The sequence below is a fragment of the Neisseria dumasiana genome, assembly GCF_022870885.1.
GTDB classification, from domain to species: Bacteria; Pseudomonadota; Gammaproteobacteria; order Burkholderiales; family Neisseriaceae; genus Neisseria; species Neisseria dumasiana.
The window spans coordinates 2,216,396-2,237,089 of the sequence record NZ_CP091509.1 but is presented as its reverse complement, the minus strand read 5'-3'; the positions used below and the strand labels follow the sequence as shown (position 1 = coordinate 2,237,089).

Annotated in this window: 21 protein-coding genes; 16 read left to right on the top strand and 5 right to left on the bottom strand. The window is 45.1% G+C overall.

Annotated features, from left to right (window positions below; translation table 11 throughout):
* Positions 1–440 precede the first annotated feature (440 nt).
* The 6 genes from dusB (at position 441) to rpmG (ending at position 4,639) form a co-directional block, all read left to right on the top strand.
* Positions 441–1,439 (top strand): tRNA dihydrouridine synthase DusB, encoded by a 999-nt coding sequence (gene dusB / locus LVJ88_RS10430; protein WP_085356232.1) that lies wholly within the window; start codon positions 441–443, stop codon positions 1,437–1,439.
* Between the two features lie 53 nt (positions 1,440–1,492).
* Positions 1,493–1,738 (top strand): Fis family transcriptional regulator, encoded by a 246-nt coding sequence (locus LVJ88_RS10425; protein WP_054600607.1) that lies wholly within the window; start codon positions 1,493–1,495, stop codon positions 1,736–1,738.
* A 103-nt stretch (positions 1,739–1,841) separates the two neighbouring features.
* On the top strand, positions 1,842–2,306 hold the full coding sequence (locus LVJ88_RS10420; protein WP_085356219.1) for a hypothetical protein: 465 nt from the start codon (positions 1,842–1,844) through the stop codon (positions 2,304–2,306).
* A gap of 143 nt (positions 2,307–2,449) precedes the next feature.
* Entirely contained in the window at positions 2,450–4,027 is a 1,578-nt protein-coding gene (gene purH / locus LVJ88_RS10415; RefSeq protein ID WP_085418803.1) for a bifunctional phosphoribosylaminoimidazolecarboxamide formyltransferase/IMP cyclohydrolase, read from the top strand.
* 192 nt (positions 4,028–4,219) lie between these two features.
* Positions 4,220–4,453, top strand: coding sequence for a 50S ribosomal protein L28 (gene rpmB / locus LVJ88_RS10410; protein ID WP_054600617.1), 234 nt, complete (start codon positions 4,220–4,222; stop codon positions 4,451–4,453).
* A 30-nt stretch (positions 4,454–4,483) separates the two neighbouring features.
* Entirely contained in the window at positions 4,484–4,639 is a 156-nt protein-coding gene (rpmG, locus tag LVJ88_RS10405) for a 50S ribosomal protein L33 (RefSeq protein WP_003684373.1), read from the top strand.
* Between the two features lie 104 nt (positions 4,640–4,743).
* Here the strand turns inward: rpmG and pyrI are convergent, their stop codons facing one another.
* The 5 genes from pyrI to LVJ88_RS10380 all read right to left on the bottom strand — a co-directional run bounded on the left by pyrI (position 4,744) and on the right by LVJ88_RS10380 (position 9,170).
* Positions 4,744–5,202: an aspartate carbamoyltransferase regulatory subunit gene (gene pyrI / locus LVJ88_RS10400; RefSeq protein ID WP_054600610.1), complete on the bottom strand. Its 459-nt coding sequence runs from the start codon at positions 5,200–5,202 to the stop codon at positions 4,744–4,746.
* A gap of 11 nt (positions 5,203–5,213) precedes the next feature.
* Positions 5,214–6,134 carry an aspartate carbamoyltransferase gene (gene pyrB / locus LVJ88_RS10395; RefSeq protein WP_054600611.1) on the bottom strand — a complete coding sequence of 307 codons (921 nt, stop codon included), beginning with the start codon at positions 6,132–6,134 and terminating at the stop codon, positions 5,214–5,216.
* Positions 6,135–6,459: 325 nt separating this feature from the next.
* Positions 6,460–7,329, bottom strand: a complete 870-nt coding sequence (accD, locus tag LVJ88_RS10390; protein ID WP_085418804.1) for an acetyl-CoA carboxylase, carboxyltransferase subunit beta — start codon at positions 7,327–7,329, stop codon at positions 6,460–6,462.
* A gap of 305 nt (positions 7,330–7,634) precedes the next feature.
* Positions 7,635–8,417: a tryptophan synthase subunit alpha gene (gene trpA, locus LVJ88_RS10385; RefSeq protein WP_085418805.1), complete on the bottom strand. Its 783-nt coding sequence runs from the start codon at positions 8,415–8,417 to the stop codon at positions 7,635–7,637.
* A gap of 279 nt (positions 8,418–8,696) precedes the next feature.
* Positions 8,697–9,170 (bottom strand): FxsA family protein, encoded by a 474-nt coding sequence (locus LVJ88_RS10380; protein WP_085418806.1) that lies wholly within the window; start codon positions 9,168–9,170, stop codon positions 8,697–8,699.
* Positions 9,171–9,511: 341 nt separating this feature from the next.
* Between LVJ88_RS10380 and LVJ88_RS10375 the strand changes: the two genes are divergently transcribed.
* The 10 genes from LVJ88_RS10375 (at position 9,512) to LVJ88_RS10330 (ending at position 20,415) form a co-directional block, all read left to right on the top strand.
* Positions 9,512–10,195, top strand: coding sequence for a peptidoglycan DD-metalloendopeptidase family protein (locus tag LVJ88_RS10375; protein WP_085418815.1), 684 nt, complete (start codon positions 9,512–9,514; stop codon positions 10,193–10,195).
* Positions 10,196–10,693: 498 nt separating this feature from the next.
* Positions 10,694–11,833 carry a trimeric porin PorB gene (porB, locus tag LVJ88_RS10370; RefSeq protein ID WP_085418807.1) on the top strand — a complete coding sequence of 380 codons (1,140 nt, stop codon included), beginning with the start codon at positions 10,694–10,696 and terminating at the stop codon, positions 11,831–11,833.
* A 271-nt stretch (positions 11,834–12,104) separates the two neighbouring features.
* Positions 12,105–12,476 carry a 30S ribosomal protein S12 gene (gene rpsL, locus LVJ88_RS10365; protein ID WP_002218431.1) on the top strand — a complete coding sequence of 124 codons (372 nt, stop codon included), beginning with the start codon at positions 12,105–12,107 and terminating at the stop codon, positions 12,474–12,476.
* Between the two features lie 111 nt (positions 12,477–12,587).
* Positions 12,588–13,058, top strand: a complete 471-nt coding sequence (gene rpsG, locus LVJ88_RS10360) for a 30S ribosomal protein S7 (RefSeq protein WP_054617456.1) — start codon at positions 12,588–12,590, stop codon at positions 13,056–13,058.
* A gap of 24 nt (positions 13,059–13,082) precedes the next feature.
* On the top strand, positions 13,083–15,185 hold the full coding sequence (gene fusA, locus LVJ88_RS10355) for an elongation factor G (protein WP_054617455.1): 2,103 nt from the start codon (positions 13,083–13,085) through the stop codon (positions 15,183–15,185).
* A gap of 81 nt (positions 15,186–15,266) precedes the next feature.
* Positions 15,267–16,451: an elongation factor Tu gene (tuf, locus tag LVJ88_RS10350; protein ID WP_085360440.1), complete on the top strand. Its 1,185-nt coding sequence runs from the start codon at positions 15,267–15,269 to the stop codon at positions 16,449–16,451.
* Between the two features lie 18 nt (positions 16,452–16,469).
* A complete protein-coding gene (rpsJ, locus tag LVJ88_RS10345; RefSeq protein WP_002642322.1) occupies positions 16,470–16,781 on the top strand; it encodes a 30S ribosomal protein S10 in 312 nt (103 codons plus the stop codon).
* A gap of 558 nt (positions 16,782–17,339) precedes the next feature.
* A complete protein-coding gene (locus LVJ88_RS10340) occupies positions 17,340–19,550 on the top strand; it encodes an ATP-binding protein (protein ID WP_085418808.1) in 2,211 nt (736 codons plus the stop codon).
* Between the two features lie 29 nt (positions 19,551–19,579).
* Positions 19,580–19,954, top strand: coding sequence for a response regulator (locus tag LVJ88_RS10335; protein WP_054599629.1), 375 nt, complete (start codon positions 19,580–19,582; stop codon positions 19,952–19,954).
* Entirely contained in the window at positions 19,951–20,415 is a 465-nt protein-coding gene (locus LVJ88_RS10330) for a chemotaxis protein CheX (RefSeq protein WP_085418809.1), read from the top strand. Before LVJ88_RS10335 ends, LVJ88_RS10330 begins: the two co-directional genes overlap by 4 nt.
* Positions 20,416–20,694: the final 279 nt, after the last annotated feature.

Genomic DNA, 20,694 nt, shown 5'->3' with positions numbered 1-20,694 from the left:
AATGACGGAATTTGTATTTTTATTCTAACTTTAAAGTGATTTTTCCCAGTTTCATTTTATTCAAATGGCAGATTTGAAGGCCAAATGGTTATGTGTTAACGGTTATGAATATTTTTATATTAATAATATGAATTTCGGGTAATTTTTCAATATAAAATACCTACAGGCAGCATTACAAAAATAAACATTAAATTAATGTAATCTAATGTTATTTTTATTGTTTTTAAACTTTGAAGGCGGAAAGTAAGTGAAGAGAGAGAATTTAATTCAATTTGAATAATTATACTGTTATTTTTAATTGAATGGCATATATGGATTCGGTTTTTCAGAAGATGTTTTTAATTGAAGGTTAAAGTTGTCAAAGCTGTTTTTGCGTTGGAAAATTCTGCTTAAAAAATGTACAATCCGTGTCTCGTACAAACTGTATCCTGTTTATGTTTATGCAAATCGGCTCTTATTCGATCGACAACCCCATTGCGCTTGCGCCGATGGCCGGTATAACCGACAAACCTTTCCGGCAGTTGTGCCGCGAATACGGAGCGGGTTGGGCGGTAGGCGAAATGTTGAACAGCGATCCGACTTTGCGGCAAACCCGCAAAACACTCCGCAGAAGCGATTTCAGCGGCGAAGACGGTGTGGTGGCGGTTCAAATTGCAGGGAACGACCCTGTGCAGATGGCGGATGCGGCACGATACAATGTGGAGCAGGGTGCTCAGGTTGTCGATATCAACATGGGTTGCCCGGCCAAAAAAGTGTGTAATGTGTTGGCAGGCAGTGCGCTGTTGCAGAACGAACCGCTGGTGGAGAATATTTTGAATGCCGTTGTCCGCGCGGTGGATGTTCCGGTAACGCTCAAAACCCGTTTGGGCTGGCACGACGAACATAAAAATATTCTTACGATTGCGCGCATGGCGGAGGATGCCGGTATCGCGGCGATTGCCATCCACGGGCGCACACGCACCCAGATGTATAAAGGCGAGGCGGAATATGATTTGATTGCCGAAGCCAAAGGCCGTTTGAATATTCCCGTTTGGGTGAACGGCGACATTACCGCTCCGCAGAAAGCCGCAGAGGTGCTCAAGCAAACAGGAGCCGACGGCATTATGATCGGTCGGGGAGCGCAAGGCCGGCCGTGGCTGTTTCGTGATTTGAAATATTTTGCCGAACACGGTTGCCTGCCCGATGCGCTCACCATACAGGAATGCAGCGAAACCATATTGCGGCACATCGGCGGTATGCACGATTTTTATGGCGAGCGCGACGGAGTGCGCATTGCCCGCAAGCATATCGGCTGGTATATCGCAGATATGCCGGAGGGAGAAACCGCACGCCGCGCCATTAATCAGTTAGACAGTGCCGCCGCACAATACGATATGCTTGCCGGTTTTCTCGAGCAGCTGCCCAATCGTGCCGACAGCTGGGCATGCAGTTACCGTTAAGGCCGTCTGAAATCATCCGAGCCTCAATATCAATAATAAATAAAGACATCGTTATGAAACAGAACATCCCCGATATTGCTCACTGCATCGAGCAAAACTTGAAACAGTATTTTCATGATTTGAATGGAGAAATTCCTTGCGCCGTTTACGATATGGTATTGCATCAGGTTGAAAAACCTTTGCTCGAATGCGTGATGGAAGAGTGCGGCGGCAACCAAAGCAAAGCCGCCGCCGTATTGGGGTTGAACCGAAATACCCTGCGTAAAAAACTGGTGCAGCACGGATTATTGGAGGGTTAAAGGCATCAGGCCGTCTGAAAACAAGCCATTCAGGTTTTCAGACGGCCTCATGTTTTCATGAGCCGTCGATACGGTTTTAACCATGTCTGTAAGGAGAAACAAAATGAAAAAATCATGCGTTGCCGCTGTTTTGTTATGTGCCGCAGTTTCTGCCTCTGCCGCAGGAAAAATCAGCGAGCGGAAAGAAATGGAAATTATAGCTTTGGGTGGTAAGAAAAACGTCCGCTTGGAGCAGCAAATCAAACGCGCACTGGCGCCGCTGGCGAAAAGTCGCGGCTGGGCGTTGCAGCGCGGCTTCCATGTCGATAATGAGGCCGGTGTGTATTATTCGATGAAGCGGGATGCGGCAGAATGTGATGGTACGAATTACTGCACGGTCATGAGGGTGTTTTACAATACCCACCCCGAATGCCGCAAGCTGTATGGTAATAAAACGTATTTTGATAAAAAAGAGGGCGGCAGCAGCCCCGGTACTTATTACACCACCCATAAAAACATTTGCTACTCACTGGTGGGTGGCAGAAAAGGCGGCGAAGCCGTGGTCAAGGCTTTGAAAAGCGGCATGTGAGTATCAACGCATGTTCCGATATAGGCAAATGTAAGGTTTCAGACGGCCTGCACGCGAAAAGACGGGAGCAGGCCGTCTGAAAAAAACTGTTTTAATTTTGAATGTTTTTTCGACTCAATGTATCAACCAAACAAGGAACCGAAATGGCAACCGTGAAACGTGCCCTTATCAGCTTGTCCGACAAAACAGGCGTGATTGAATTTGCCCAAGCACTCAATACGCTCGGTATTGAAATCCTTTCTACCGGCGGCACCGCCAAAATGCTGGCCGACGCAGGCGTGCCGGTGATCGAAGTGGCCGACTACACCGGCTTTCCCGAAATGCTCGACGGCCGTGTGAAAACCCTGCACCCTAAAATCCACGGCGGTATTCTCGGCCGCCGCGATTTGCACGAGCATGTCGAAAAAATGAAAGAGCACGATATCGGCAACATCGATTTGGTATGCGTGAATCTTTATCCGTTTGCGGCAACCATTGCCAAGCCCGGCTGCACGCTGGAAGATGCAATCGAAAACATCGACATCGGCGGCCCGACCATGGTGCGCTCCGCCGCCAAAAACTGGAAACATGTGGCGATTGTGACCGATAACGCCGATTTCAACGACGTTATCACTGAATTGCACCATAACAACGGCGCATTGAGCGACAAAACCCGCTTCAATCTCTCGCGTAAAGCGTTCAGCCATACCGCCCAATACGACGGCATGATTTCCAACTACCTTACCAGTGTGTCGGATGAAAAATTATCGGGCGAACCCGAAATAGGCGAGTTTCCCACCCAGTTCAACCAAAGCTGGGTAAAAGTTCAAGAAATGCGTTACGGCGAAAACCCGCACCAACATGCGGCGTTTTACCGCGACGCCTATCCTGCGGCGGGCAGCCTTTCTGCTTATAACCAACTTCAAGGCAAAGAGTTGTCTTACAACAATATTGCCGATGCCGATGCAGCTTGGGAAGCCGTAAAAGCCTTCGACCAGCCGGCATGCGTGATTGTGAAACATGCCAATCCCTGCGGTGTAGCGGTGGCCGATACAACCTTGAATGCCTACAAGCTCGCGTTTGCTACCGATACCACCAGCGCGTTCGGCGGCATTATCGCATTCAACCGCGAAGTGGATGCCGATACCGTAGAAGCCGTAACCGGCCAGTTTCTTGAAGTGCTGATGGCGCCTAAATTTACCGATAAGGCTAAAGAAATCATTGCAGCCAAGAAAAATGTGCGCGTATTGGAAGTGCCGCTTTTGGCCGGTTCCAACCGTTTCGAACTCAAACGCGTGGGCGGCGGGCTGTTGGTGCAAACCCCCGATATCCACCGTATCAAGCGCGACGATTTGAAAGTGGTTTCCAAACGCCAACCTACCGAGCAAGAGTGGCAGGATTTAATGTTTGTGTGGAATGTAGCCAAGTTCGTGAAATCGAACGCCATCGTATTCGGCAAAGGAGGCCAAACCTACGGTATCGGTGCCGGCCAGATGAGCCGTGTCGATTCCACCCGCATTGCCGCGCGTAAAGCACAAGACGGCGGTTTTGACCTGAACGGTGCCTGTGCTGCATCTGATGCCTTCTTCCCGTTCCGGGATGGTGTCGATGTCATTGCCGAACAAGGTATCAAAGCCATTATCCACCCCGGAGGCTCCATGCGGGACGAAGAAGTGTTTGCCGCCGCAGACGAGCACGGTATTGCTATGGTGTTGACCGGCGTGCGTCATTTCCGCCATTAACCATTAAACAGTCGAAACAGCTCGGGCCGCAGGTGTGGTTCAGACGGCCTGAGTATCATTATTCGGCTCTACACAACAGAAGTAACGAAAATTAAACCGAAAATGCCGATGATTCAAAAAAGCGGCTTGAAACACAAATGCTTTTTATGGTATAAATCGCGTTTTACTATTTTAGAAGTTTGGAGACTAACCATGGCACGAGTTTGCAAAGTGACCGGTAAACGCCCGATGTCTGGCAATAACGTATCACACGCCAACAACAAAACCAAACGTCGTTTTTTGCCTAACTTGCAATCACGTCGTTTTTGGGTAGAAAGTGAAAACCGCTGGGTTCGCCTGCGCGTATCCAATGCTGCATTGCGCACCATCGACAAAGTAGGCATTGATGCTGTATTGGCCGAAATGCGCGCCCGCGGCGAAGCTTAATTTAAAGATATTTGATTAAGGAATACTGGAATGCGCGATAAAATCAAACTGGAATCAAGTGCAGGTACTGGCCACTTCTACACCACTACCAAAAACAAACGCACCATGCCCGGCAAACTGGAAATCAAAAAATTTGACCCGGTAGCCCGCAAGCATGTTATTTACAAAGAAACCAAACTGAAATAAGCAGTTTGTTGATTGTAAACACGATAAAAAGCCTTCGTTGATAAACGAAGGCTTTTTTATGCTCCGGCTGTTTGCAAAGGTCTCAGCCGGAGCGTTCCCATACATTATGCTTCTGTAACAAATTCACGCGAATAAGTTTTTTCGCAATAGTGGCATTTGAGTTTGGTTTGCCCGCCGCTGGTTTTTACATAAAAGCGGCTTTTCACCGGCTCGCCGTGGCTGGCACAGTTGGGATTGGGGCATCGGAATACCTCGCTGATGGTGTCGGGTAGGCTCAAATGCCGCTTTTCAACAACCTGAAAATGCTCAATCACATTCACCGTGGCTTCTGGTGCGAACAGAGCCAAACGGTTTGATTCTTTTTCATCTAAATGAATGCCTGAAATTTTGATGATGTCTTTGCAGCCGTGGTTTTTGCTGGGCAGATTAAAACCTACCGTAACCGCATTACCGGGGTGCAGCAGTTTGAATTGGCGGAGTATGGTTAAACCTTTGCCTGCCGGAATATGGTCGATGACCGTACCGTTTTCAATGGCTTCTACGCTGTATTGTTTTTTTTCCATAGCCTTATTCCTTAAACTTCTTCATTGAGAATCAACGATAAAATAGCCATGCGTGCATAAACGCCGTTGGTTGCCTGTTCAAAATAGTATGCGTAAGGTGTGCTGTCGACATCGGGATGGATCTCGTCTACGCGGGGAAGGGGGTGGAGAATGCGCAAGTTGCTTTTGGCGTTGGTAAGCATGGAAGCATCTAAATTGAATTTCCCCTGTATTTTGGAAAATTCTTGTTCGTCAAACCGCTCTCTTTGGACGCGGGTCATGTATAAAATATCGGCCCATTCGATGGCGGCTTCCAAAGAGGGAAGAATGTGGTAACTGCAACCGGCTTCATCCAATTCTTCGGTGATATAAGCAGGCATGGCTAAGCTGGGCGGAGAAACAAAGGCAAATTCACAACCCCAGCGTTTTAAGGCTTGAGCTAGTGAATGTACTGTCCGGCCGTATTTTAAATCGCCGCACATGGCGATTTTGAGATGATTCAGACGGCCTTGTGTTTCGTAAATCGTAACCAGGTCTAACAGCGTTTGGCTTGGGTGTTGGTTGGTGCCGTCGCCCGCATTAATAACGGGTACGCTTGAAAATTCAGCCAATACGCGGGCTGCGCCGTCTTTGGGATGGCGTTGGATGATTGCATCGGTGTAGCTGGAAATAATTCTGGCCGTGTCGGCCAAAGTTTCCCCTTTTTTTGCGCTGGTGTTGGCGCCGTCTGCAAAACCGATCACTTTTCCTCCCAGCCGTTGTACGGCGGTTTCAAACGATAAACGTGTTCGGGTTGAAGGCTCGAAAAAGCATGAGCCGATCAGTTTGCCTTTAAGTAAATCCGTGCGCGGTTCGTTTTTGAGTTGAAGCGCGGTGTGCAATAAAAGCTCAAGTTGCGGCGTACTTAAATCGGAGATGGAAATCACATTCTGACGATAAAGCAAATTAGGCATTGTATTTCCTTTTTCCATAAAAAAGCCCGCTGGAAATACGGGCACAATGTTTGAGAAACAGCAGAACCGCTGCGGCAGAGGCAGCCGAAAGAAGCGGTGCGGCAGTGAAGATAAACATATATAGCAAATAAACTTATTTTTAACTGCAGGCAGTATGAGTGTAATACGGCAAAGCGCAGCAACGCCGCGGTAAAAGCTAAGTTGTATAAAAGCGGTTCTGCGCTGGTTGATGTGCGTAATTATCGCATAACAAAAGGCCGTCTGAAAAACACTTTCAGACGGCCTTTAGTCAGAATAGCACAATATATTAAGTTTATTATATGTGTTATGCCGCGCTCACGGCGTCTTGGCGGCGCAGTAAAGTAATCAGAGCGGCAATGCTTTGCTTCATTTCCCTACGGTCGACGATTTGGTCGATTGCACCTTTTTCCAAAAGAAACTCGGCACGTTGGAAGCCCTCGGGTAAGGTTTCGCGCACGGTCTGTTCAATTACGCGTGGGCCGGCAAAGCCGATAAGCGCGTTCGGTTCTGCCAGCACTATATCGCCGAGAAAGGCAAAGCTAGCCGATACGCCGCCCATGGTCGGGTCGGTGAGTACCGAGATAAACGGCAGTTTTTTTTCTGCCAGCAAATGCAACGATGCGCTGGTTTTAGTCATCTGCATTAACGAGTTCAAACCTTCCTGCATGCGTGCTCCGCCTGAGGCGGCAACGCAGATGAATGAGCAGTTGTCTGCCACGGCACGGCGAACGCCTTGTACGAAACGCTCACCTACAACCGAACCCATAGAACCGCCGATAAAGCGGAATTCGAAAGCGGCAACCACTACGGGCAAACCGTTGAGCGTGCCCTTCATAACCACCAAAGCATCGTCTTCGCCGGTTATCTTGCGTGCGGCGGTTAGGCGCTCGGGATATTTTTTGCTGTCTTTAAATTTCAGAATATCGGTAGGTTTAACATGAGCGCCGATTTCTTCACGACCGTTTTCATCTAATAATAGGTTTAAGCGTTCGCGTGCGGATAGCGCATTGTGGTGGTTGCATTTGGGGCAAACGTGGAGATTTTGCTGTAAATCGGTGGAATAGAGTGTTGCGGAACAAGACGGGCATTTGTGCCATAAACCTTCCGGCACGCTTGATTCGTTTTTGTCTGCACGTTTGATTTTGGGTGGCAGGATTTTATCTAACCAACTCATGTGTAAGTTCCTTTGTTGTTTTCAGACGGCCTAAATCAACCGCTGTATCGGCATATTCTTTAGTTGCGCGGTGGAATATGCACTTTTCTTGCAATAGAGCGTTTTATAACAAAATAGATTTTGTTGCCGGCGTGTTTCACACACAGCATCAGCCCTTACTGGTCTGAATCGGATGGCAATTGAATAATTTTCGGCATCGGGTAAATGCCCAAGCAGTTTTTACGTATGAAACGATGAATATAGCCAGCCGTGAAAAGCTTGGCAACTGATTTTTTACCTGATTTTAAATATTCAGAGTAAAAAATCTAAATGGCTGCTTTCAAAGTGCGGATCAAGGTTCCGACAGATTCGGCTTCTTTGCCGGGATTGTTTTCGATTTCTTTCACAATGCGGCTGCCTACAATCACAGCGTCGGCAACGGCGGCGATTTTACGGGCACTGTCTGCATCCGAAATGCCGAAACCCACTCCGATAGGTATGTTGATATATTGGCGCAACACGGCGATTTTTGCAGCCACTTCGTCTGTGTCCAATTTTGTCGAACCGGTTACACCTTTCAGCGAAACGTAGTAAACAAATCCGCTGGCCAAACGGCCGATTTCTGCCATGCGCTCTTCACTGGTAGTTGGTGCGGTCAGAAAAATACAATCCAAGCCGTTCTGTTTTAAAGCATGATGCAGCGTACCGATGGTTTCTACGGGAGAATCTACGGTTAACACGCCGTCAACGCCGGATTCGGCAGCCGCACGCGCAAATTCTTCATAGCCCATTTTGTGTATGGGGTTAAGATAACCCATTAAGATTACTGGGGTTGTGGTGTTTTTTTGACGGAACTCGCGTACCAAAGCCAAAACGTCTTTTAAAGATACTTTGTTTGCCAAAGCACGTTCTGCCGCACGTTGGATGGTGGGGCCGTCTGCCATAGGGTCTGAAAATGGAACGCCCAGTTCGATAATGTCGGCACCGTTTGAAACCATACTGTGCATCACATCGAGTGTGGTTTCAATATTGGGATCGCCAACGGTAATATAAGGTATCAGGGCTTTTTGATGGCCAAGTGCATGGAAAGTCTGTTGGATTCTGCTCATAATCAGGATGGGTCTGTTTCAGACGGCCTTCTAAAGAAAAATAATCAAGAAGTATAGCATTGCTTGGCTTGAAGCTGAGCGACTATTTTAGGGCATGTCGTCAGAAGGCATCGTCATCGTGGCGGTATATATAAATGCAGAGGCAAAGTAATAAGATAACTATTTGATAAAGATAAAACAGCATAACAGAGCAATCTGATATATAAAATAAAAAAGCCCGTGTTTTAGGTGAATAACCCAAACAAGGCTTTTCTCTATAAATACAAATACGCAAACAGTTTAATCAGGTTTGTGTTCAATGTAGTTCTGTTTGTCTTCTTCAGACGGCCTGGTAACCGTATATTCACCTTCTATAATATCTCCTTTGGGATGCTGCTTTGGCGGATATTGGAAAGGATTCTGCCCGGTTTGAAAGTGCTCCATGTGGGCAATCGGTTTGCCTTTAATCGGCAACAGCAAAATCAAAGCAATCGCCAGAGAAACAAAACCCGGGCTCATCAACAGCAACGCCGCAACCGTATAGCGGATAGGCCACAACATTTGGTACAGAGAAATCCCTTTACCGCTGCGCATGGTAGCACCGGCCATCAATACGCCGGAAATACCTGTATGGCGGAGCATCATCACACCGCCGGCAAAGCTCAGAATCATCAATAAAAATGTCCATCCGCCGCCGAGCCAATCGGCCACCCATACGATAGACATGATTTCTAAAAATAAAAGCACCAAAAAACCGATACCGAAAAAGTGCATTACATTGGCTCCTTAACCAAATCATCCGCTTGTGTGAACTTTTTAGTGGGGATGCTGTGAGCGATAAAGCGGAACGCTTAATGAGAAAAACGGCAGCAAAGCGGAATCTTAAAACACATTCAAACCACCATATCAAAATCAAATATTCCCTTTCATAGCCGAATACCGCAACCGCCGCCGTGCCCACTAAAACATAACCCCAGTAAAATAAAGATTACTTCAATCTCTTTCAAGCATAATCGGCAAAAACAGCCGATATTGGCAGTAAAAAAAAGTAAAGCCTTTATATAAAGGCCGTCTGAAAATTTTTGTAGCAAGCCAAATTTGTTATGCTTACGCCTATGAAAACGAACACACTATTCTCCAGTTTATTTAAAAAAGTTTCACCGATTGCCGCGGTATTAACGCTCGCAGCCTGCGCAGCCTCTTCTTCCAGCGGCCCGGTTCCCGAAGGGTATTACAGAGTTCAGAGTGGCGATACACTGTACCGTATCGGCCAAAGATTCGGTCAGAGCGTACATACACTCGCCGCTTGGAACAGCCTGAAAGACCCGACCAAGATTGAAGTCGGGCAAGTGCTTAAAGTTCGGCCAACCGGAAACCGTTCGCAAACCGGCTTGAGAGAGGCGCGCACAGTAACAGTAGCCCCCACCAACCGCCTAAGCTTGCAATGGCCCGTTAGTGACGGTAGCGCAAACATCATCGAACGCTATAACGGCAGCACCAATAAGGGCATCGATATCGCAGGCCGGTTAGGCAGTCCAGTTCGTGCAGCGGCGGCAGGAAAAGTGCTGTATGCAGGTGAAGAGGTCAGGGGTTACGGCAAAATGGTATTGATCAGCCACAACAGCAGCACCATTACAGCCTATGCTCACAATGATAGCTTCGCCGTACAGAAAGGCCAGCTTGTTCAAGCAGGGCAAACCATTGCAACAATGGGTAGCACAGATACCGACCGCGTTAAGCTTCATTTTGAAGTGCGGATTAACGGCAAAGCTGTTAATCCCGAACAGTTTCTCAAATAAACATAATATCCGGCGGCTCAAATCGGACGGGAACACAACATCGTTGAGGCCGTCTGAAAACCCAATCCTTAAATCAAGAATCAAGTAAGCTTGAATAAGGGCGGATTATATATTCCGCCCGCCGTTTGGCTTTCAATAACCGTTATGGAACTCTGCCAACGGCTTCAAATGCAGTTTCCCAGATAACATCTCATCTCATAAAACGATACGCGGTGCCGAAAAACAACATAACCTGACAATTTGTTGCAAATGTGCCAATTTTTGAAAGGTAAGATGTATCCAAATGATTTAAAAAGAAATAAAATAAAGTTGTGGGTTAAAGCACACACAATCTGCAAACCCGAAAGCTTCCGAAAGCCGATAAAGTTTGTTTTTTTGCAACGAAGCAATTATATTAGCAGGCATGAAATCGCTTACCCCGCGATGAATGCATAAGCTTGGATGGCTTCATAACCCATTTGAGTTTGTTTTCTTAAATGATAGAAAAGGAATACAGCAATGAAAAAATCTCTGATTGCCTTGTCTTTGGCTGCTCTGCCTGTTGCAGCAATGGCTGACGTAACTTTGTACGGCCAAATCAAAGCTGGTGTTGAAATTTCTAAAGTAAAAGTAGGTTCTGGTGATGATAAACAACGCAGAAAAACTGCGACAGAGATTGCCGATTTAGGCTCTCGTATCGGTTTCAAAGGTCATGAGCACTTGGGTTCTAACCTGAACGCTATTTGGCAAGTTGAAAACAAAGTAAGCGTTGCCGGTGGCGGTGAATGGGCCGGTCGCGAATCGTTTATCGGTTTGGAAGGCGGCTTCGGTAAATTCCGCGCCGGTAAATTGAATACCCAATTGAAAGACATGGGTACCATTGATCCTTGGGAATACAACAACAACACTTTAGGCTTGGGCGTGTTTACCCGTACCGGTGATCGCGTAGTTTCCGCTCGTTACGATAGCCCTGTATTTGCTGGCTTTAGCGCAAACGTGCAATATACTCCTCGCGATAATGCTAATCCTGATGATAAATATACCCACAAACAAAAATCAAAAGAAGCTTACTATGGTGGTTTGAACTACGAAAATGCCGGCTTCTTTGCTCAGTACGGTACTGCATTCCACAAAAATGCTTATTCTAAAAATGGTAAAGATAAAGCTGGTCAAGTTCACCGTGTAGAAGCTGGTTACGATGCCAATAATCTGTTTGCAGGTTTGGGTTACCAATTTGCCAAAGGTGTTGACAGTGAATATTCTTATTTTGACAGTGAATATTCTTATTTAGGTGCGCTAAGCAATGGTGCAACTAATGTATCAGCTGATGATTTCAATAAATTAACTCCTGATGATAAAAAGGCTGTTGACGATGCTAAAGCTCGTCGTTTGGAAACACAAGAATTGGCTGCGACTGTAGCCTACCGTTTTGGTAATGTAACTCCTCGCTTGTCTTATGCTCATGGTTTTAAAGCTAAAGATGTAAACACTGGTAAAAAAATCGATAACACTCGCTACCACCAAGTAGTAGTAGGTGCGGATTACGACTTCTCTAAACGCACTACCGCTATGGTTTCTGCCGGTTGGTTGAAAGCTGGTAATGGTGACGACAAAATCCAAAACACTGCCGGTCTGGTTGGTGTACGTCACAAATTCTAATCATATTGATTGGATTGAAAAGAGCCTGCAAATGCAGGCTCTTTTTTTATCAATGTCAATTGTATTATTATTAAAATTAGAATCGGTATCGTATCGGGGGGATGCTTGTTTTTTTAACTTAATAAGGTGTAATTGTTGTTTTGATGTATAAAATCTGAGCGCCGAGTAACTTTCAATCGGGTTGGCTTGACTAAGTGTTTGCATTGGAAATATAATTCCGCTCTTATCGACATGGTGTCGTTAAGTATTTCACTCAACAGGACGAGAAAATATGCCAACTATCAATCAATTGGTACGCAAGGGCCGTCAAAAGCCTGTGTACGTAAACAAAGTGCCTGCACTGGAAGCTTGCCCGCAAAAACGCGGCGTATGCACCCGTGTATACACTACTACTCCGAAAAAACCGAACTCTGCATTGCGTAAAGTATGTAAAGTTCGTCTGACCAACGGTTTTGAAGTGATTTCATATATCGGTGGTGAAGGCCATAACCTGCAAGAGCACAGCGTAGTGCTGATTCGAGGCGGTCGTGTAAAAGACTTGCCGGGTGTTCGTTACCATACCGTTCGCGGTTCTTTGGATACCGCCGGCGTTAAAGACCGTAAACAAGCCCGTTCTAAATACGGTGCCAAACGCCCAAAATAACCTGATCCGATGGCACGTCGGTTATTTGCATTAGCCAAACAGCCGAGTAAGTGAATATCCTGCTGGATACTCATGGGATTACCCAACTGAATAGATATTTAAGGAATTAAAATGCCAAGACGTAGAGAAGTTCCCAAGCGCGACGTATTGCCTGATCCGAAATTCGGCAGCGTTGAACTCACTAAATTTATGAATGTATTGATGATTGACGGTAAAAAATCAGTTGCTGAGCGCATTGTTTACGGTGCGTTGGAGCAAGTTGAGAAAAAAACCGGCAAAGCAGCAATCGAAGTATTTAACGAAGCCATTGCCAATGCCAAACCTGTTGTTGAAGTAAAAAGCCGCCGTGTAGGTGGTGCCAACTACCAAGTTCCTGTTGAAGTTCGTCCTTCACGCCGCTTGGCTTTGGCAATGCGCTGGGTGCGTGATGCAGCCCGCAAACGTGGTGAGAAATCAATGGATCTGCGTTTGGCCGGTGAATTGATCGACGCATCTGAAGGTCGTGGCGGCGCGATGAAGAAACGTGAAGAAGTACACCGCATGGCTGAAGCCAATAAAGCATTCTCTCATTTCCGTTTCTAATCCAAATTTAGAAAGGCGACCAAAATGGCTCGTAAAACCCCTATTAGTTTATACCGCAATATCGGTATTTCTGCACACATTGATGCAGGTAAAACGACAACAACCGAACGTATTCTTTTCTATACAGGCTTAACCCACAAATTGGGTGAGGTTCATGATGGTGCGGCTACAACCGACTACATGGAACAAGAACAAGAGCGCGGTATTACGATTACTTCAGCAGCCGTAACTTCTTACTGGAAGGGTATGGCCGGCCAGTTTAAAGAACACCGTTTTAACATCATCGATACCCCGGGACACGTTGACTTTACCGTTGAAGTAGAGCGCTCCATGCGTGTTTTGGATGGTGCGGTAATGGTTTACTGTGCGGTAGGTGGCGTTCAGCCGCAGTCTGAAACTGTATGGCGCCAAGCGAATAAATACAAAGTGCCGCGTTTGGCTTTTGTAAACAAAATGGACCGTCAAGGTGCTAACTTCTTCCGAGTGGTTGAGCAAATGCGCACTCGTTTGCGCGCCAACCCTGTACCTGTTGTTATCCCGGTAGGTGCTGAGGATAACTTTGAAGGTGTTGTGGATTTGCTGAAAATGAAAGCCATTATTTGGAACGAGGCCGATAAAGGTACTACTTTCGAATATGGTGAAATCCCCGCTGATTTGGTAGCAACTGCTGAAGAATGGCGCAACAACATGGTTGAAGCTGCAGCAGAGGCCAGCGAAGAGTTGATGGATAAATATCTTGGTGGCGAAGAATTGACTGAGGAAGAAATCGTTGCTGCTATCCGTCAGCGTACTTTGGCTGGTGAAATCCAACCCATGTTGTGTGGTTCAGCTTTTAAAAATAAAGGCGTTCAACGCATGCTGGATGCGGTAGTGGAATTTTTACCTTCTCCAACCGATATTCCGCCCGTTCAAGGTGAAACACCCAGCGGTGAAAAAGATAGCAGGGAAGCAAGCGATGATGCTAAATTTTCAGCTTTGGCATTTAAAATGCTTAACGATAAGTATGTTGGTCAATTAACTTTTATCCGCGTTTATTCCGGTGTTGTGAAATCAGGTGATACTGTAGTCAACTCGGTAAAAGGTACCCGTGAGCGTATTGGCCGTTTGGTTCAAATGACTGCGGCAGACCGTACTGAAATCGAAGAAGTGCGTGCTGGTGATATTGCGGCAGCTATCGGTTTGAAAGATGTAACAACCGGTGAAACCCTTTGTGCAGAAGATTCTCCGATTATCTTGGAGCGTATGGAGTTTCCGGAACCAGTAATCCACGTTGCTGTTGAACCGAAAACCAAAGCAGACCAAGAAAAAATGGGTATTGCTTTGAACCGTTTGGCTAAAGAAGACCCGTCTTTCCGTGTTCGCACAGATGAAGAGTCTGGTCAAACAATTATTTCGGGTATGGGCGAGTTGCACTTGGAAATTATTGTTGACCGCATGAAACGTGAATTTGGTGTAGAGGCTAATGTCGGTGCACCTCAAGTTGCTTATCGCGAAACTATCCGCAAGGAAGTTGAATCTGAAGCTAAACACGTTAAGCAGTCGGGTGGTAAAGGTCAATATGGTCACGTTGTGATTAAGATGGAACCTTTGGAACCGGGTGGCGTAGGTTACGAATTTATCGATGAAATTAAAGGTGGTGTGATTCCTCGTGAGTTTATCCCGTCTTGCGATAAAGGTATTCGTGATACTTTGCCAAACGGTATTGTAGCCGGCTATCCTGTTGTGGATGTGCGTGTACGTTTGATTTTCGGTTCTTATCATGATGTAGACTCATCTCAAATTGCGTTCGAGTTGGCTGCTTCTATGGCCTTCAAAGAAGGTATGAAGAAAGCTTCTCCTGTTCTTCTGGAACCCATTATGGCTGTTGAAGTCGAGACTCCGGAAGAATATATGGGGGACGTAATGGGTGACTTGAACCGCCGTCGCGGTATTGTGTTGGGTATGGATGATGATGGCATCGGTGGCAAGAAAGTCCGTGCTGAAGTTCCTTTAGCGGAAATGTTCGGCTATTCTACCGATTTGCGTTCTGCCACTCAGGGACGTGCCACATATTCTATGGAGTTTAAGAAGTATGCAGAAGCTCCTGCCCATGTTGCTGCCGAAGTAACTGCGGCTCGCAAAGGTTAATCTGCAAAAAGGCCGTCTGAAATTTTCAGACGGCTATAATCCTGTTCTTTAATTGTTCTTTAATATAAAAGGAATTAGCTCATGGCTAAAGAGAAATTCGAGCGGAGCAAACCGCACGTAAACGTTGGCACCATCGGTCACGTTGACCATGGTAAAACCACTTTGACTGCAGCATTGACCACCATTTTGGCCGAAAAATTCGGCGGTCAGGCTAAAGGCTACGATCAAATCGACAATGCCCCGGAAGAAAAAGCCCGCGGTATTACCATTAATACTTCCCACGTTGAATACGAAACCGAAACCCGCCACTACGCACACGTAGACTGCCCGGGTCACGCCGACTACGTTAAAAACATGATTACCGGTGCCGCTCAAATGGACGGTGCCATCTTGGTATGTTCCGCTGCTGACGGTCCTATGCCCCAAACCCGTGAGCACATCCTGTTGGCACGCCAAGTAGGCGTACCTTACATCATCGTATTCATGAACAAATGCGACATGGTTGATGATGCCGAGCTGTTGGAACTGGTTGAGATGGAAATCCGCGACCTGTTGAGCAGCTACGACTTCCCGGGTGACGATTGCCCGATCGTACAAGGTTCTGCTCTGCGTGCTTTGGAAGGTGATGCCGCTTACAAAGAAAAAATCTTTGAACTGGCCGCTGCTTTGGACAGCTACATTCCGACTCCTGAGCGTGCAGTTGACAAACCTTTCTTGTTGCCGATTGAAGACGTGTTCTCTATTTCAGGCCGCGGTACAGTAGTAACCGGTCGTGTAGAGCGCGGTATCATCAATGTAGGTGACGAGATTGAAATCGTAGGCTTGAAAGAGACTCAAAAAACCACCTGTACCGGTGTTGAGATGTTCCGCAAGTTGTTGGATCAAGGTCAGGCAGGTGACAACGTTGGCGTACTGCTGCGCGGTACCAAGCGTGAAGAAGTTGAGCGTGGTCAAGTATTGGCTAAACCGGGTTCTATCACTCCGCACACCAAATTCAAAGCTGAAGTATACGTATTGAGCAAAGAAGAGGGTGGTCGCCATACTCCGTTCTTCGCCAACTACCGTCCTCAGTTCTACTTCCGTACTACCGACGTTACCGGAGCGGTAACTTTGGAGGAAGGTGTTGAAATGGTAATGCCCGGTGAGAATGTGACCATTACTGTAGAGCTGATTGCTCCGATTGCGATGGAAGAAGGTTTGCGTTTTGCGATTCGTGAAGGCGGCCGTACAGTTGGTGCAGGCGTAGTGTCTTCTATCATTGCTTAATTGGAAGGATATAGATCAATGGCAAATCAAAAAATCCGTATCCGTTTAAAAGCATATGACTACAGTTTAATCGACCGTTCTGCTCAAGAAATTGTGGAAACTGCTAAGCGTACTGGCGCTGTTGTTAAAGGTCCGATTCCTTTGCCGACCAAAATTGAACGTTTTAACATTTTGCGCTCTCCTCATGTGAACAAAACTTCACGTGAACAATTGGAAATCCGTACCCATTTACGCTTAATGGATATTGTTGATTGGACAGATAAAACTACAGATGCTTTGATGAAGCTTGACCTGCCTGCAGGTGTTGATGTAGAGATCAAAGTTCAATAACCTATTCATATTTGGTTAAATTGTATAAAAGCCCGAGAATTATATTCTCGGGCTTTTTGTTTTTCTGATGAAATTTTTTATAAATAGTCAATCCACTTAACTTTCACTACGACGTTGCTGCGCCTGAGCTCCAAGAAAACGATTGCATAAGTCGCTAAAGCGGTCAACAGCCCTAAGGTCAGTCCTAATGATGACGTATGTGGACTTTTGGCTTGATTCACTGCAGTTATCGTGTAGCTTTCAGTACAGGTTGGAATCAAATATCAAATAGCTCCATATTCTGCGGCTTAATGTAAAGAATAGTTATGAATTGTTTTTATTTTGCAACATTTGATGCTTTTGTAAGTTGTTGTAAACAATAAGTATAGGCTCCTTTGAAGCGATTTAGACATTTATATGTTTTAAAAATATGACATTGCTAATGTGATAATTCGATTTATTTGGTATATTTAACTGTGATATTTAACATAAATATAATATTTATAGTTATTTATTTTAAAATTTTCTCAATAAAAATAGAAAATTAAATATGATTTAGTACATAAATAAGGGGACGTTATGAGTACGGAAAGTCATGATGAAAAACACACACACATGCAGGATGCTTTATTAAGAAAGCGTTATCGTAATATTACTGCGTCAATTGCCATTTTTTTAACCTTGGTTTCAGGCTTAATGTATTACGCCTATAGCATATCTGTGGACATTGAAAAAAATCAGGCTCAAATTGATGCAGCGGGTACGTTAAGTGATACTTTCTACGATATGTTGGTAACCGTTGAATCGTTGCGGATTAAAAATTTAGAGCAAGATCTGATTCAAAATAAAAATAATCAAACAAATGGAGTAATCCAGTCTGAGAAAGGCTGGCATGCCAACAATCAGGAATATATTTCAATTCAGCTTCAAAAACAGCAAGCTTTACAAAGCTCTTATGAAACAGCATATGGCTTAATCAAGGTGTTGGAAAAAGGGGGGGCTTACACTATCGTAGAAAGTTTTGACAGCATTCAGGCTTTGGAGTCTGATGTTACTCGGGCATCTTTATCCAAAGTGCAGGATATTTGGCAAAACTATCAAATATTGCTGCGTAAAACAATAAACCATCCTATTGAGTCGGGTCAAAATGTCCAATTTGCCCATGAAGTTACTCAGTTTGCTTTGGCCAATCAAGAAACATTGTATAACAGCATTGATGAAATTATTGTCGGTCTGAATGAAGAAATTGTGGAGAAGGCGGTAAATTTAAAAGCCGTTCAAATAGCCGGTATCGGATTATCGCTGTTGTATTTTCTATTCTTTATAAGCTTCTTTGTTCGCCGTTTGGAAAAATCTGATCGTGAAATTGCTGTGGCCAGACGTGAAAATGAGGAAATTTTACAGACAATCAATAGCGGCCTGTTTCTGCTGGATAAAGATTTGAACATCGGTACTCAATACTCTAAAGAATTAGAGAATTTATGGGGCAAAAAAAATTTTGGCGGACAAAATATGCTCAATATTCTATCAGATATGGTGGAAAGCCCTAAGGATTTGGAAACTGCCAGCAGTTTTATCCGCCAGCTATACAATCCGAGGGTTAAAGAAAAACTGATAGGCAGTTTGAACCCGTTTGTGCGTTGTCCTATGGTTGTGACCAATCGCGCAGGTATGAAAGAAACCCGCTATTTGGATTTCAAATTTAACAGGGTGTATCAGAATAAAGAAATTGCACGCGTATTGGTTAATGTTAGCGATGAAACCAATTCCGTTTTGTTGGCAGAAAAAATTTCAAAAGAGCGCAAACAAAGTGATTTGCAAACCGAAATGCTGTTTTTCATTTTAAATGCCGATCCCAAGTTACTGCTTGATTTTATTGAAACTGCTAAAAAGCGAAATAACAATATCAATGAGATATTGAAACGTTCTGCGAAAACACAGGAAGATTTTCTGCGCAAACTTGAAGCTATCTTTAGGGAAGTTCACGGCATGAAGGGAGATGCCAGCTCTTTAAGTCTTCATGGTTTTGTGGCTATTGCGGAAAGATCGGAAGACAATTTAAAAGAGCTGCAAAACAGAAAAGTATTGAATGGCGAAGACTTTTTAACGCTCACGGTTTTATTGGAAGAGCTGTTCAGCCTGACGCAAATGATTGAAGATTTAAACAGCAGGATTAATAAAACGTCATCCGAGCATGGCCGAAAAACTGCCCACCATGCAGGCCGCCAATCAAAAATTACCGATTCAGTGGCTAAACAATTGGGCAAATATGTGGGAGAGTTGGCGGAACGAAATGGAAAAAAATTGGATTTTCACTGTGAAGGTATGGATGAACCCGGTATCAACATGACCATTAAAAGCCAACTTAGGGAGCTGGCCGTACAATTATTAAGAAATGCTGTTGTTCACGGGATTGAAAAACCGGATGTTCGCTTGAAAAACCACAAACTGGAATCCGGGCATCTCCGTTTGGTTTTGGAAGATAAAAAAGATTCGGTTTGCCTTACAGTACAGGATGACGGTTCAGGTATTAATGTTGAATTGATTCGCAGAAAACTGGTTGAAAAAGGTCAATATTCTCAAGAAGAAGCTGCTCAGTTAGACAAAAGGGCGCTTATTCAAAAAATATTTGCTCCCGGTTTTTCAACAGCGCTAGAAAATAATGAAGATGCAGGCAGAGGTGTGGGTATGGATATTGTTAGTGAGCGGATCAAACAAATGAAAGGCAAAGTATCCATTGCTACCCGAGCCGGTGCTTATACATGCATTACGTTAACCGTACCGAAATAATTTAAAACGTCAACATTTAAAAAGGGAAAATGATGCTTACTATTATGGTCGTTGATGATTCCAATATCATCCGTAACCGCATTACGCGCAGCTCTGAAAACAGGGGTTTCGAGGTAGTGGCTACTGCGGCAAACGGAAAAGATGCGGTTCAGTTATATGATGTATTGAAGCCGGATATGGTAACGATGGATTTAACCATGCCGGAGATGGATGGTTTGGCCTGTATCCGCCACATCATCGATTTAGACGAGAACGCCAATATTCTGGTGATTTCGGCTTTGGCCGATAAGGCGACCGGTATCAAAGCTTTGGAGTATGGTGCGAGAGGCTTTATTTACAAGCCTTTTACCGATGAAGATTTATTTGAGGCACTTGAAGAACTGGCAGAAGGATTGCAAAAATGAAAGAAAAACAACTTCAAGTATTTTTAGAAGGCGTGCAGAAGTATTTCAGCCAAGTCGCGGGAGAAGAAATCTTCGTGGGTACGCCGTATCTTGTTGATAATGTTATGCCTGCAGCAAAACATTATTCCGGAGTGATTGCCATTTCAGGCAATAATAGGGGTGTCGTTTACTTTACCTCACCGGCCAGCATGGCGCAGCGGCTGCTGGAGCTTATGGGTGAGGGTGATGTTTGCGAAGCCAATATTATGGATCTCGTAGGAGAAGTGGCAAATACGATTGCAGGAAACGCGCGCAGTGAATTTGGAGAAAATTTTGAAATTTCTGTGCCGATTGTGATTAGAGGTGCTCCCGATGAAATCATGCTGCCGCGTGAGGGGCGGTCTTTTGTGATTCCTCTTGAGTGGAACAAACTCCAAGCAGCTATCGTGATTGCCATATATAAAGGCTATTTGAGTAAATAAATAGTATGAATAGAGCGAATTGAAATGTATTTTTTCCGATACGCTCTCTAGTGGGTGTGATTTCAAAACGGGTTTTGTTTGATTGTCAAACAAAACCCGTTTCTATTCTGAAGGTTTTGACAAAGGTCTCATACCGTGCCGTCTGAAAAACAACAGCAGTTATTCAGACGGCCTGTTGGATGCTCAATATATAGTATTCAACTCAATTTTACTGCGATAAGGTGCGGCAACGCCGTAGCAGAAAAAGTTTATTCGCTACATACGTTTTGTCGCGTATTG

What these genes read in the sequence shown, in the direction of transcription:
- dusB (WP_085356232.1), top strand. Translation starts at nt 441, where the DNA reads ATGCAAATCGGCTCTTATTCGATCGACAACCCCATTGCGCTTGCGCCG.
- LVJ88_RS10425 (WP_054600607.1), top strand. Translation starts at nt 1,493, where the DNA reads ATGAAACAGAACATCCCCGATATTGCTCACTGCATCGAGCAAAACTTG.
- LVJ88_RS10420 (WP_085356219.1), top strand. Translation starts at nt 1,842, where the DNA reads ATGAAAAAATCATGCGTTGCCGCTGTTTTGTTATGTGCCGCAGTTTCT.
- purH (WP_085418803.1), top strand. Translation starts at nt 2,450, where the DNA reads ATGGCAACCGTGAAACGTGCCCTTATCAGCTTGTCCGACAAAACAGGC.
- rpmB (WP_054600617.1), top strand. Translation starts at nt 4,220, where the DNA reads ATGGCACGAGTTTGCAAAGTGACCGGTAAACGCCCGATGTCTGGCAAT.
- rpmG (WP_003684373.1), top strand. Translation starts at nt 4,484, where the DNA reads ATGCGCGATAAAATCAAACTGGAATCAAGTGCAGGTACTGGCCACTTC.
- pyrI (WP_054600610.1), bottom strand. Translation starts at nt 5,202, where the DNA reads ATGGAAAAAAAACAATACAGCGTAGAAGCCATTGAAAACGGTACGGTC.
- pyrB (WP_054600611.1), bottom strand. Translation starts at nt 6,134, where the DNA reads ATGCCTAATTTGCTTTATCGTCAGAATGTGATTTCCATCTCCGATTTA.
- accD (WP_085418804.1), bottom strand. Translation starts at nt 7,329, where the DNA reads ATGAGTTGGTTAGATAAAATCCTGCCACCCAAAATCAAACGTGCAGAC.
- trpA (WP_085418805.1), bottom strand. Translation starts at nt 8,417, where the DNA reads ATGAGCAGAATCCAACAGACTTTCCATGCACTTGGCCATCAAAAAGCC.
- LVJ88_RS10380 (WP_085418806.1), bottom strand. Translation starts at nt 9,170, where the DNA reads ATGCACTTTTTCGGTATCGGTTTTTTGGTGCTTTTATTTTTAGAAATC.
- LVJ88_RS10375 (WP_085418815.1), top strand. Translation starts at nt 9,512, where the DNA reads ATGAAAACGAACACACTATTCTCCAGTTTATTTAAAAAAGTTTCACCG.
- porB (WP_085418807.1), top strand. Translation starts at nt 10,694, where the DNA reads ATGAAAAAATCTCTGATTGCCTTGTCTTTGGCTGCTCTGCCTGTTGCA.
- rpsL (WP_002218431.1), top strand. Translation starts at nt 12,105, where the DNA reads ATGCCAACTATCAATCAATTGGTACGCAAGGGCCGTCAAAAGCCTGTG.
- rpsG (WP_054617456.1), top strand. Translation starts at nt 12,588, where the DNA reads ATGCCAAGACGTAGAGAAGTTCCCAAGCGCGACGTATTGCCTGATCCG.
- fusA (WP_054617455.1), top strand. Translation starts at nt 13,083, where the DNA reads ATGGCTCGTAAAACCCCTATTAGTTTATACCGCAATATCGGTATTTCT.
- tuf (WP_085360440.1), top strand. Translation starts at nt 15,267, where the DNA reads ATGGCTAAAGAGAAATTCGAGCGGAGCAAACCGCACGTAAACGTTGGC.
- rpsJ (WP_002642322.1), top strand. Translation starts at nt 16,470, where the DNA reads ATGGCAAATCAAAAAATCCGTATCCGTTTAAAAGCATATGACTACAGT.
- LVJ88_RS10340 (WP_085418808.1), top strand. Translation starts at nt 17,340, where the DNA reads ATGAGTACGGAAAGTCATGATGAAAAACACACACACATGCAGGATGCT.
- LVJ88_RS10335 (WP_054599629.1), top strand. Translation starts at nt 19,580, where the DNA reads ATGATGCTTACTATTATGGTCGTTGATGATTCCAATATCATCCGTAAC.
- LVJ88_RS10330 (WP_085418809.1), top strand. Translation starts at nt 19,951, where the DNA reads ATGAAAGAAAAACAACTTCAAGTATTTTTAGAAGGCGTGCAGAAGTAT.